10 protein-coding genes are annotated in these 13,470 nt (G+C 37.0%); 2 read left to right on the top strand and 8 right to left on the bottom strand.

The genetic code is table 11. The annotated features are described in order from the left end of the window. Window positions 1-33: 33 nt before the first annotated feature. From AC4D4B_RS06530 to AC4D4B_RS06515, 4 genes are all read right to left on the bottom strand, one after another. Window positions 34-1,617 carry an ABC transporter substrate-binding protein gene (locus AC4D4B_RS06530; RefSeq protein ID WP_490999470.1) on the bottom strand — a complete coding sequence of 528 codons (1,584 nt, stop codon included), beginning with the start codon at window positions 1,615-1,617 and terminating at the stop codon, window positions 34-36. A 298-nt stretch (window positions 1,618-1,915) separates the two neighbouring features. Then, window positions 1,916-2,812 (bottom strand): patatin-like phospholipase family protein, encoded by an 897-nt coding sequence (locus AC4D4B_RS06525; protein WP_490996057.1) that lies wholly within the window; start codon window positions 2,810-2,812, stop codon window positions 1,916-1,918. 61 nt (window positions 2,813-2,873) lie between these two features. Then, a complete protein-coding gene (splB, locus tag AC4D4B_RS06520) occupies window positions 2,874-3,902 on the bottom strand; it encodes a spore photoproduct lyase (protein WP_066105011.1) in 1,029 nt (342 codons plus the stop codon). Window positions 3,903-3,997: 95 nt separating this feature from the next. Then, on the bottom strand, window positions 3,998-6,550 hold the full coding sequence (locus AC4D4B_RS06515) for a vitamin B12-dependent ribonucleotide reductase (RefSeq protein ID WP_490999469.1): 2,553 nt from the start codon (window positions 6,548-6,550) through the stop codon (window positions 3,998-4,000). 614 nt (window positions 6,551-7,164) lie between these two features. Between AC4D4B_RS06515 and AC4D4B_RS06510 the strand changes: the two genes are divergently transcribed. After that, complete coding sequence (locus AC4D4B_RS06510) at window positions 7,165-7,548, top strand: rhodanese-like domain-containing protein (protein WP_490996055.1); 384 nt, start codon at window positions 7,165-7,167, stop codon at window positions 7,546-7,548. 61 nt (window positions 7,549-7,609) lie between these two features. Here AC4D4B_RS06510 and AC4D4B_RS06505 read toward each other — a convergent pair whose 3' ends face one another. After that, window positions 7,610-8,212 (bottom strand): DUF1836 domain-containing protein, encoded by a 603-nt coding sequence (locus tag AC4D4B_RS06505; RefSeq protein WP_490999468.1) that lies wholly within the window; start codon window positions 8,210-8,212, stop codon window positions 7,610-7,612. Window positions 8,213-8,300: 88 nt separating this feature from the next. Then, on the bottom strand, window positions 8,301-8,972 hold the full coding sequence (locus AC4D4B_RS06500; protein WP_490999467.1) for an NAD(P)H-binding protein: 672 nt from the start codon (window positions 8,970-8,972) through the stop codon (window positions 8,301-8,303). A gap of 117 nt (window positions 8,973-9,089) precedes the next feature. Here AC4D4B_RS06500 and AC4D4B_RS06495 point away from each other — a divergent pair, with 117 nt between their 5' ends. Further along, window positions 9,090-9,215 (top strand): DUF4023 domain-containing protein, encoded by a 126-nt coding sequence (locus AC4D4B_RS06495; protein WP_077248062.1) that lies wholly within the window; start codon window positions 9,090-9,092, stop codon window positions 9,213-9,215. A gap of 662 nt (window positions 9,216-9,877) precedes the next feature. On the opposite strand, the gene AC4D4B_RS06490 is transcribed toward AC4D4B_RS06495, so the two are convergent. After that, window positions 9,878-11,098: a DNA/RNA non-specific endonuclease gene (locus AC4D4B_RS06490; RefSeq protein WP_490999498.1), complete on the bottom strand. Its 1,221-nt coding sequence runs from the start codon at window positions 11,096-11,098 to the stop codon at window positions 9,878-9,880. 1,008 nt (window positions 11,099-12,106) lie between these two features. Then, window positions 12,107-13,114 carry an NAD-dependent epimerase/dehydratase family protein gene (locus tag AC4D4B_RS06485; RefSeq protein WP_490996052.1) on the bottom strand — a complete coding sequence of 336 codons (1,008 nt, stop codon included), beginning with the start codon at window positions 13,112-13,114 and terminating at the stop codon, window positions 12,107-12,109. Window positions 13,115-13,470 lie beyond the last annotated feature (356 nt).

The raw sequence follows: 13,470 nt of genomic DNA, 5'->3' as shown, positions 1-13,470 counted from the left end.
ATAAGAAGAAGAGAACCGTACAGCTTAAAAATTTTAATCATATTCAATAAACGCTGCCTTGTTATCTGTTAATGGGATTCCATCTGAAATACCACCATATGTGTTAAACCATCCATCAAATTCAGTAGCATCATAAACAAAGTAGAACGGGCGATGGTAAATCACTAATGTAGGCAGCTCTTCAGCTAAAATATCCTGCATGGAATTAACTGTTTCGTTACGCTCTTCCCCTTCTTGAGACAGTTGTTTACTAGCCAACTCGTTAAACTCTTGATGATTGAATACAGCATTGCCAGCATATGCATTGCTTGCCTGACCAGAGAACCATAAGCGGAGGAAATCAGGATCCCCACTTAATCCAATGTGCCCTGTTAAAGCCATATCATATTTCCCTTCACTCATAGCAGTTGTAAAAGTAGCTGTATCTACTGTTTGAATTTGCAATTTCACCCCTACATCAGCAAGCATTGATTTCATTAACTCGGCTTCCTGAGGAGTAGAAGAAACCAGAAGTTTTAAGCTAAGCTCTTTTCGAACACCATTTTTATTTTTTTCATATCCCAGTGAATCCAACATTTCATTTGCTCGATCCACATCATAGTCATATTTTTTTACCTCTTCATTAAACCAATCCGAATCAGGTGGAATTACCCCTCCGCTACCAACAATGGTTTTGGAATTCCCCAATACTTTTTCTGCTATTTCACCTCGATTAAGTGCATAGGCAATTGCTTGACGAAGCCTTTTATCACTTAACTGTTCATTTTCCAAATTAAAAACAATACGAACTGCGCTTCCTGTTGGATTGCTTTGAAGTGCTTTAAACCCTTGTTCTTCCATTTGCTTCACTTCTGTATAGTTATGCGTCATGCCCCCGGTTATTTCGCCTTTTTGCAGGGAAAGCATTTTATTCTCTACATTCAAATATTGAACTTCCTTAACCGTCACATCACCTTTGAAATAATCCTCATTTGCCAGGTAACGATAATTACCAGTCGAGCTGTTATAGCTATCAAGAACATATGGACCTGTACCGATTAATGCATTTTCTTCCGTATATTCCATTGGATTTTCGATTTCTGACCAGATATGCTCTGGCAGAATTGGAAGGATTCCAGCAATTTCAGTGATAAACGGGGAATACTTCTCGGTCAATGTGATTGCAACTTTATGATTAGAAATTTTCTTTAGTGAAGCTATTTTAGACATATCTGCATTCCACTGGAACGCATGTTTTTTAAAATAGTTATATGAAAAGACAACATCATCTGCGGTTAATGATTCTCCATCATGAAACTGCACATCTTTTTCTAAATTAAACGTATATGTTAGCTTGTCCTCAGATACTTCCCAGGAAGATGCCAGCCAAGGAATTACCCCTGTATCATCCTTCCAAGTAAGCGAGTCAAAAATGAAACTGCTCCGCAAGTATCCTCCGGGTCCATTTGAGGTAAATGTAAATGGAGATGGGAACCCACTATCTGCCCATGCAATTTTCACGGTCTTATTTTTTTCAGATTCCATTGAATCTGTATTTGTATTTGGTGAAGAGCCACCACCTGAACATCCTGCGAGCAGGATGAATAATGATAGTAGTAAAAATGAAATCCTTTTCATCCATACAACTCCCTTTCAACGTATGATGGTTATTATCATATAACAGTTGATAATGATTATCAATATCATTATTTTAAAAAATTGTAATCGTTTCATAAATAAGAAAAATGTCCTACACCAAATACAATTTACAATGGAAAATATTACAAATATAGATTAAAACTTTTTTAATTATCTCTCAAAATTATTATATCAACATATTCTTAGCGTTTATAATTTAAGGGCCACTCTTTTTGACACAAAAAAAGCACCCTACTATTAGTAGATGCTACAAAGTGTACTTATTTTTTGTTTTATATCATCTGATTCGGTAAACCCAATCCTTAAGGAAATGCTTAGCCGCTTCTTTGCCTTGATCAATTAATACCAGTCGCTGATTATCGGAAATAGAAAACTCTATAAATCCAGCCTCTTTAATTGGTATAAACACAATGTTTTTAACGAATTTTCTTGAAATATATCTGGCATCATGAGCATTCCTCATCGTTTCAAATAAAGATGTAAAAAGTTCAATTGCATTAGTAATATCACGCTCATGGACCATTGCCTGTTGCTTTTCAGGTACCAGCCTTAATCCCAGCACCGGTCTCTCAGCGATAACGTTTTCCTGATCAAACAGCCACATAGGAAAATTACTTAAAACCCCTCCATCTACTATAATTCTCTTTTCCCCTACTGTTCGAAGCGTAATCGGCTGAAAGAAAAAGGGGACAGAGCAGCTCATACGAATCGCTTTCGCCACTGAAAACTGATTGGGGTTTATATTATATTTCGGCAGATCATCCGGCAAAACGATCAGTCTTCCATTTGTAAGATCCGATGCAATAACCCTTAATTGCTTATCAGCTAAATCGGCAAATGTCCTAATATTTTTCCTAGCCAACACCTCTTTAATCCATAGCTCTAGGGCATCCCCTTTGTAAAGTCCCATACTCCAATATAATTTAAGCCATTTGGCTAATGGAAATCGTTTATTTTTTTTCGTTTCCAACAGCTTCGTTAATTTAACGCTTTTCATAATTTCATTAATTTCACTCCCTGAATACCCCGCTGCAATAAACCCGGCAATGATTGCTCCTGCACTTGTTCCGGCTAACCTCTTAAACCGGTATCCCTGCTCTTCTAATTCAATTACTGCTCCAATAAGAGCAAACCCCTTTATGCCTCCTCCGGAAAACACTCCGTCAATAAACAAAATAAACCCCTCCCCCCTTACTTACTCATTTTTAATCTGGGAGAGAGAGGTTTAGAACATATTAAGTAAAGTATTGTATTTCTGCATTCGGAAAGAATTCTTTGATGGAATTTTCTATATGAGTTTTCAAAGCATTCGCTTCTTCATCAGGATAGACATATTTCCCTATACCGTATTTACCCCATTTATACTTACGCTTCGTTTCATCCATCTCAAGCTTTGTCTTAGGATAACGTGCTTGAATAACTTTTTTTGCTGGCTTTGTAAAGCGATGCTGGATGAGCTCAAAGCTGATTTTCATCATGGACAGCTCTTCACCTAACGCATGCCTCAAACGATCAAATAATTCGTAATATCCTTCTTCCCAGCCTTCATGCATATATATCGGAGCGACTATAAACCCAAGATGATATCCGGCTGCTGCCACTTTTCGAGCAGCCTCCAAACGTTCATCAAACGAAGAAGTTCCTGGCTCAAAATTTTTTATAACATAACGGGAGTTAATGGAGAAACGGAAACTGGTTTTCCCATTATGTCTGGCATCGAGCAAATGATCGACATGATGAAATTTAGTTACAAATCGTAATCTCCCATATTCAGTACTGCCGATAAAATTAATCGTTTCCTTTAAGGAATGCGTGAGATGATCAATACCTACTATATCAGACGTACACGCTGCCTCAAATCGCGTGATTTCCGGCGCTCTCTGTTCCATATATTTACTTGCCTGCTCAAATATCTCTTCTAGATTCACATACACTCTAATATAAGGCTTACTGCCAAGGGTTGTTTGTAAATAACAATAATGGCAATGCCCCATACATCCTGTAGCCAGCGGAATCGCATACTCTGCAGAAGGCTTTGATGTATCAAATTTTAATGTTTTCCGTATTCCTATCACCATCGTGGATTTGGCTATTCGATATTTTTGCAGTTCATTATCACCTGGCAAATCACGAATCTGATTGTGGGATGTGGTTTGCCTAATTTCCACTGGCAGGCTCTGAAATTTTTCATATAAAGCCTTTCCTAACGGATATTCCAATGCTTTAGGTTCAAAATAAACTAATTGAGGAATAAATGGTTTCATGTTTTTCACCTACTTAACAAGTAGTGTATACAGAAATAAAAAAAAGGATGGCGTTAATCTTTACCATCCTTTTATCATTTATATCAATTTTTTATTTACAATCCACATTTAAGCTGAGCACCGCAGTTCGTACACGTATTACATCCACCAAGTTCTTCTACTTTACCTTGACGGCAAACCGGACAAGTATTTCCAACTTCGCTACCAATCGTTACACTTGTTGATTCAAGTGCATCAATTGTGTCGACAAGAACAACATGCTGCTTCGTATGTTGCGGCTGAGTGGGTTGATCCGTATCGTTTTCAGCCTTTAACGTTAATACCTGTGTATCACGACTTCCATCTACGTATACAGTACCGCCCTTAGCTCCGCCTTTATATAGACGCTCATACACTCGCTCTACCTGTTCAACGGAATATCCTTTCGGCGCATTTACCGTTTTACTGATGGAGCTATCGATCCAACGTTGGATAATGCATTGTACATCAGCATGTTTCTCAGGAGTTAAATCCATTGCAGAAATAAACCAAGAAGGTAGATTATTGCTATCTGCATTAGGATTGCGACGTAAATATTCTTCTACTATATCAGCTTTCACTTCAATAAATTTACCCAAACGTCCACTTCTGAAATATGTGAACGAGAAGTATGGCTCAAGACCTGTAGAAACACCTACCATTGTACCGGTGCTTCCAGTAGGAGCAACTGTTAATAGATGTGAGTTACGGATACCATATTTCATAATTCCTTCACGAATATGTTCAGGCATTTTTTTCATATACCCTGTATTAATAAAACGTGTGCGTAATTCTTTCGTTTCTTCCTCGGATTCACCGACTAAGAATGGGAAGCTGCCTTTTTCTTTCGCGATTTCAATAGATTCCTCATATGCTGCAGTTGCAATTGTTTCAAATACACGATCAACAAGCTTATTTCCTTCTTCAGAACCATATTCTTTTTCACAATAAATAAGCATATCATGTAGACCCATTACACCTAGGCCAACGCGTCTTTCCCCTAGAGCCTGTTTTTTATTGGCTTCAAGGAAGTATGGAGTTGCGTTAATGACATTATCCTGCATGCGCACGCCCACTTTTACCGTTTGTTTCAGTTTCTCCAAATCCACTTGTTTGTGATCTTTATCTGTCATTTCAGCCAGATTGACAGCAGCCAAGTTACATACAGAATAAGGAGCCAATGGCTGTTCCCCACATGGGTTCGTCGCAACTACTTTTTGACCGTACGCTTTAGCGTTTGTCATATCGTTTGCATTATCGATAAAGAAAATGCCCGGCTCCGCAGAATAAGTCGCACAAATATTGATTAAATTCCATAACTCGCGCGCTTTAATTTTACGATATACACGCACGGCATAGCCTAGTTTTTCCCATTCGCGTACATCACCGCAATCAGCCCATTTTTCATTATAGGCTTTCATATCAACTTCATTATAGGACTCAACATCCGGGAATCGAAGTTCATATTCTCCGTCATTTTCTACAGCTTCCATAAATTCTTTTGTTAAGCACACTGAAATATTGGCACCTGTTAAAAAGTCTGGATTATGAACAGTATCATTTCCACCAGCAGCAAGTTTTTCTTCTGCTTCTTTAATGATTGCCTCATTAAATCCGCCAAATCCAGAAATGTTTTTATAATTGACTATGCCTTGATACATGGCTTCCTCTTGCATGGTAAGCGGAGTGAATTTTAATTTTTCAGATGCATGTTTACGAATTACTTCATCCTCGCTGACTTCCATTAAAAAGCGCAAAATTTTAGGGTTTTGCATTTTTGAGATGATAAATTCTACGATATCCGGATGCCAATCAGACAGCATAATCATTTGAGCGCCACGACGGGAACCACCCTGTTCAACCAGGTGAGTTAATTTTGCAATATCATCCAACCAAGAAACTGCACCGGAGGATTTTCCGTTTACACCGCGAGCAAGCGTGTTTCTTGGACGTAATGTCGAACCATTTGTACCGACACCGCCTCCGCGGCTCATGATTTCCATCACATGTTTGCGATGTTCAGAAATTCCTTCACGGCTATCATTAATAAATGGCATTACATAGCAGTTAAAGTAGGTTACTTCGGTTTCAGAGCCGGCTCCATAGAGTACACGTCCTGCCGGGATAAAGTTCGTTTGGACCAATTCATTATAAAATTTATCAAACCATTCCTTGCGTTTCTCTTCCGTTTCCTCAACTTCAGCCAAACCGCGTGCATTCCGTTTTGCTATCTGTTCATAATAAATTTCAAGCGGTTTTTCAATGACGTCGAGTGACTTACAAATAAGGCCTGTTTTAATTTCATCATGCTTGTCCAATGAGGAGCGGAACTCCTCTTCTACCAATACATGTGCTTTCTTTGCTTCCCAATCAATATGTTGGATGTACCCAAGTCCACGGGCAGGAAATTTCGGATCTTCTTTAATTGTAAGTACTACAAAATCTCCATCACTAAGTGTCAATTTTTCCGTATCTTTGAAGGAATAGCGATCTATCATCACAAGCCTTGAAACACCCTTATACGTCTTATTCATGTCTGGAGTAATAGGAAAAACTTGTGGAAATAGGGCTATATCTTTATTTAACCTTTCGACATTTATAGACAACTTGCGATTTGTTACAGTAGGCAATTTGATCTCTCCTTCAACCAATAATATAATCTCTTTTTTATTTATCTTTGTTAAGTTCTTAAATGAATATCTCTACGTTATCATAGCCTACATATTAATTCAACATATAGTATTTGTATTTTTATAATTCATACCACATATAGTATTTGGAGCACCTTCTATTAAAATTGTCAATTCTTATAATTTTACAAAAAATAAAGAAAATCAAAGAATTAATCTTCTTTTCACCTATTTTTGAACCAAAACAAACAAAATCTCAGCTTGCATATTACTAAGCTTAACTATGCTTCATATAACAGCGTTTTTGCATTTTCGACACAAATATTTTTTCTTAAAAATTAAAATTTTGTCCATAATGCACGATACTTGATTTATAGTCGTTTGTAAACTTATTGTCCTTTCAAATAAAGCAAAACTATATAGATATAACCGTTATCTTGGATTCTAAACCACTGACCAATTCAGCTTGCAGGTAGACAGGTATAATATCCATCCTGGATGCCTATAATTTTTTAACTACAAATTCGTAAACTATTACCAGAAAATTTTTTTGCCAGACAAATATACGAACTGTATAATATAAAAGTGAACAGAAAGAGAAAGTGGGGATTGAATTGCCAAAGTCATTAATCGTATTAATTGTACTGGCTGTATTGATCATTGGATATTCCATCTACAGTTGGTTCTCCAGCAAAAAAATGGTTACGACATTGTCCCAAGAGGACTTTAAAGCTGGCTATCGAAAAGCTCAGTTAATAGATGTTCGTGAGCAAAAAGAATTTGATGGCGGACATATTTTAGGCGCCCGTAACATACCTTCTACCCAATTGAAAATGCGAATGAAGGAACTCCGCAAAGACAAACCTGTTTATCTATATTGTCAAAGCGGAATGAGAAGCACACGAGCAGCTCAGATGCTATATAAAAAAGGCTATCGTGAACTTTATCAACTCGAAGGCGGCTTCAAGCAATGGAAGGGTAAAATTAAATCTAAATAAAACCAAAGAGCCAATGCAGGATGCACTTGGCTCTTTATAATTATAATTAAACGGATATTCTTTATGATTTCGTTTTATTATCACTGTTAAATTCATCTACCAAATTCTCTGCTGCTTTTTTATACAGCTGGCTCATATGAGAAAGGGAAGCAATCATTAATAATTTCTCAAAATATTCAACATCGCCATTGAACTCATCCAGATTGCCACCTAAATGTACCCCTTCTTCTTTTGCCTCAGAGATACTCTCCAGAATGTCTTCTTTAAATTTATGAGCATTATGATCAGTCAGGCGCAGAAAGCTGGAATATAGTTCATCAAGCTGCAAGTCTTCCTCTACTATCTTAGTGTTCAAAGGTCCAAGAATCGTTTTAATGTCACTTATAGACAATGTCCCTTTTAACTGATAAATCAAGCTGATTACTATTAAATGCCGCTTGGAATATTTCTTATTTTTAATAGGAAAAAATACTTTGCCCTTGGCATAATTATTGATCATCGTCTTAGTTAAAACTTTTTCATCATCATTCCGCTTAGACATTTTGAATTTACTCTCGAATAATTGAATGACTTGATCCATATATAAATCAATGTCTGGTATATCCTCTAATGTGATTTTATCTTGCAATCCCAGTTGATTGATAAGTTCTTCATTGTTTTTCATTTTGTAACCTCTGTTTACTAATAGTAATTTCTATTATACATTAACCAATCAAATACTGTAAGGATGAGGATTTTTTAGACTTTTATCATTAATTGGAATGCTTGGCAATCTGCTCTATCTCATAGGAAGCAACCGAATTTATGCCCTTATTATCCTGCAGCGCACAGATATACATAGCCTGTGCTAGCACTTTTCCTTGTACTGGCTTATATTTCTTAAGAGGCCCTTTGAATACAAACGGGCAAACTTTACTTACTGAAGCTGCCAATCCCTCTCCCAGTCTGAATTCCTGCCTATCCCCTAATAAAAGTGATGGCCTAAAAATGGTCAGACTGTTTAATTGAAGCTGTTTTAATGCAGTCTCCAGTTGCCCTTTTGTTTTGCTGTAAAATACATGGGATTCTTCATCAGCACCCATTGCAGAAATAATTAAGAATTGACGAACATGGTGCTGTTTAGCATTCTCTGCAAGCATCAAAGGGTATGTATAATCGACTTTCCTAAAGGCTTCTTTTGTCTTTGCTTTCTTAATGGTTGTACCCAAACAGCAAAAAATACAATCGACATCACTTGGTAGTGGTTCCCGATCCAGTTGTTCAAAATCTGGAAAACTCTCCCTAAGCTTTGAATGTTGAATACCCATGCTTGTCCTTACCCATACAATTACCTTCGCAAATTCATTTGAATCCAAAAGTGTTGTCACCAATTCTCTACCAACTAATCCGGTTGCCCCAATTACTAATCCTACTTTACCGGTCATCTAATTCCTCCATAACCCTTATTTTCATTTCCTCTATTATAATCTATTTTCATCATGCATGAATTCCATTAAGATTGAGAAAATAACTATAAATCCATAAGAGGGAGGATGAAATATATGAAAGAAGAAAGCACTCATGAATTTGTAGAAAATTTGCATGAAAAGCAACAAAAGGCTGAAAAGAACCAAGCTAAACAAGGATACGGACGTCCAAGCAAAAAACTTCCTAATAAACAGCATTAATATCTTGTAAATGTATGCCATGAGTAATTTTCCTCATGGCTTTTTACTGATTTACCTACTTTTCGGCTTCACTTCTGGCTACTCCTATTAATGGTAGCATTTCCTCGAAAAATCAATACTTTCATTCGCATAGATATCCCTGTTAAATATATAACTACTTAAAAAATCTAACGTTGCCCATTCTTATTCACATTGCAGGTTAGTGGAATTAGACAACCTTATATATTCATATCTTAGGAAAAATTGATTTGGGTGTGATTGAAGAATATGAATACACATAATCAAGTTGTTTTCTATACGATTAGGTGGTCTACCATTAAAAAATTTTTAGTACTAGATTTTATAACAGGCACAGGTATTTATTATGCATTTAAAATTATTTCATCCAGCGTTTTAGTTGGTGTTTTAGGAAGTATTATTTGTACCGAAGGGATTAAACGGTTACCTGGCAAACTAATGCGTTGATTGGAAAGGGTTAAGAATCATTTTACTGTTCGTAAAGATTCTAGCTAGTTATTATGTTTTTAATATAAAAATAGCCCCACCAAAAAGGAATTAGCTTTTTTGTTATTGGACTAACGCTCTTTCAGTTTAAGTAATTTTTATCACAGACAGAACCCTCCTATTGACTAGGAGGGCTTTTATTCCTATAGTCTAGATGCCTACTCACCTACCATCCCATCACCATCGTTATCACGCATATAAGGATACAACCAATGGTCACTCGTTATAGGCATACTAAAACCTGCATCTTTTGCTTCTTTAATCGTCACTTCACCATTACCGTTCGTATCGACACTAGAAATGTTTCCGCCTCTATTTGAACTGGTTGAGTTTTTACTTGAACTAGTTGAGTTTTTACTTGAACTGGTTGGGTTTTTACTTGAACTGGTTGGGTTTTTACTTGAACTGGTTGGGTTTTTACTTGAACTGGTTGATTTAGAAGACTTGCTTTCTGTTAAACCAAGTGATTTGTTTACTTCATCCGGGTTAACATTGTCAAATTTATCAACAACTTTATTGCCCTTGATGGTATACGTATACTTATAGCTTGAAGGAACCTGTGTTTTTGTATTCGGATAGGTGATAATTGCTTCAAAATTTGTCGCACCACCTGCATCACGAATCACTTTTTCCATGTATGCTTGGTCACCATACCTGTTCAATGTGCTTTCTTGTGGGGTAATATTATAAGCATTCGATACCCCTCCTAAAGAGTCCGCTATGATATGTCCTTCATCAAAATTATCACTTTCAACACCCGGAACTTTTGCCTCATCAGAGTAGTATCTACCAGACGATGTTACAGGCTCGCTACTGTCATCTTGTAGAATAATCTCGTCCGCAATGACACGTACTAGTTGCCCGTATTCATTAGTAAACGCCCAATATTTACGATTCCCATAGCCGATATCCACAACAACATTAGGTTCACGATAACCAGATAAATCGCCACCATCAACTTTGATAAGTTTGTACCCTGAGAACTGTGTCTCCTCTTTTTTCTTAGCCTCCGCTTCCGCCTTTGCCTTAGCTTCTGCTTCCGCCTTTGCCTTAGCCTCTGCTTCTTCCTTTGCCTTAGCCTCCGCTTCCGCCTTTGCCTTAGCCTCTGCTTCTTCCTTTGCCTTAGCCTCCGCTTCTTCCTTTGCCTTAGCCTCCGCTTCCGCCTTTGCCTTAGCCTCTGCTTCCGCCTTTGCCTTATCTGCTTCCGCCTTCGCCTCAGCCTCTGCTTCTTCCTTCGCTTTAGTTTTTTCTTCCACTGCTTTAACCGTTCCTACTTCTTGCTGTTGCTCTACCTGTGCGCTACTACCAGCAAACTCTTCTAATGGAGCAATTATTGAACTTAAAGTAATACATAGTATCGCTGCAGCGCCAAAAATCATTACTACATGCAATTTAGTCCTTTTAGCTTCAGGAGCTCTCTTCAAAACATAGCTCGGTTTAATTAAGCCCACAAATAAAGCTGTGATAGATACTAGAAATAGGATAAGAAGCAAACTATCAATTACTGAAGGTGACAGTATCCCAATAAAAGATACTGCTATTGCGCCCCCAAAAACCCGCCACACATATGACTTATTTCTTTTAGTTTCAGGAAGCCATGAAAGAACAACGTTTGGATCCTTCAAACCCACGATTAGACCCAGAAAAGATATTAATAACAGTCCAACCAACAAAGCCATCTTTCTTCCTCCTTCTATTTTTGTAATTAATATTGAAAACAAATAGGCTTTTATAATTGCTCATATTCTTATTTACCACTTTGCAATCCGAACTCAATCTAGATATTATTTCCATATAGTAATAAAGAGGGAAAATCAAAGAAGAGGCATTCAAAATAAATACAAAGGTTTACGTTTTGAGGTCTCTTCTAAAAATACTCTGTAGTAATAGCCTTTTTGATATCATAAATGGCATAAAGATAAAAAAACACGCCTTAAAACGGCGTGTTTTCTTTATTGTAAATTTCACTTCTTCTTTAACTAATCCTCCAATAATTTATTAATGCTATCTGCAACCAACTAAGTTCGTTCTTTACACTCCCTCCAAGTAGCATATAGCTTCATTTTTTATACAAGATCTCAGTTCACCTAGCCCTATATATATCTATATAAAAGTAGGGGGTAACAGTCAGCGGAGGAAATCCATATCAATCCCACATCGCGTATATCCTACCCTGGATACTGATACCTTATAAAAGTTCAACCAGAAAGTTCTGGCTGAACTATATCATATGAACCTTACCAACTTTCCCTTCCATACGAAAACCACAATCTTTACGAAACAGCCTTTTGTTAAGGTTCTTTATAGTGACCCATTAACTTTTTCATAACAAAAAGGAAGGATACAAAGCTACCCTTCCTTTATATATATTTTTCTCTCATGTAGATTTATTCAGCTTTCATATCAACTGCTTTTTTTCCTTCCAATATATCCAGACTTAACTGAACTGATTCTCCGATGGCCTTTTCTATATCATCTGGTTGTACACCAAAGTGGTCAACAATTGTCTTTTTATCAATGAAAAGATTTTTAGTAAAGATTTTTGCAAATTCAGCCGTATCCAATCCCTGTTCTATTCCCGTACTCTTTTGTTTTTCTGCTTTCGCCTTCATCGCTTCAATATAATTAGAGGCAGGAATTGTTATGATTTCTTTATCTGGTGTTCCCATGTATTTATGGAAGATGGTCAGCATTTCTTTCCACTCCATATTATAATAGCCGACCGGGTAATTACCTGTCTTCCCATATATTAAGGCACCAGAAATGCACTCCCCGATCTGCTTCGCTGTCACCATGGTTGTTCCTCCTTCAGGATACATGACAGCTTCTCTCATATTTTGAATCTGTTCAACAAGGAACACCCAAACAGGCTTACGTCCCTGCTGGCTTCCAAAGACATATGGAACCTCCAAAACGGCTACACTCATATCATCATCCCCGAAGGATAAAGCCATATTAGCCTGATCTACACGGCTTCTTATATATGGATGGTGCTTAGTCAGTTCATACTCGGGTAGTTCTCTATTAAAATAAGCAAAATATGAACCCAGTACAACTGAATGTTTGACACCGCATTCCTTTGCTATTCTTAAGAGCCGTTCTAATGGTGTAATATTATATTTTTCAAAAAATGAATAGATTGGTGATGGTGCCTCTATTCTTTCATCTACACCTGCCGCAAAAACAAATCCGTCACAGCCTGTTAAATATTTACGAATCTCATCATCTGTCAATGTTAAATAATTTCCCAAAGTTATCTCCATTTCTTCAGGAAGGTTACTGCCTTCAGGGATGGGTGGCAGTGACAATGTTGCCACTTCATGCCCTTGTTCAATTAATACCCTTGCTCCTTCAGCTCCTAATAAGCCCGTACCGCCAATCATAAATACTTTCATGTTGGTTGCCTCCTCCGTTTCATTCTTCTAAATTTTATCATTTTACATAGTGGTATATTTGACCAAAATTGTATTTTATGTGAAAGCTTATACTCACATTTCCCTTTACCTTAAAATGGTAAACAAAAAAAGCTCACAGGTAGAACGCTAATAGATTCCGTTTTGATGTGCTTTTTGAGTAATGACACTAGAAATGACGTATGAATCGTCATACGTCATTTTCCTTATTTATTAATGTTTTTAGCCTATTTTATCGTTTTTGACATAGCAATTGACATTATATTTTATATTGGACAATAACGGCACTGTTAAAATGCACTGCCATTATTGTTGTCAATTTTATTGTCACTTTAACT

The sequence above is a fragment of the Pradoshia sp. Z6_59 genome (assembly GCF_058267515.1).
Note: the sequence above shows the minus strand (reverse complement) of the source record. Positions and strands in the feature narration are given on the sequence as shown.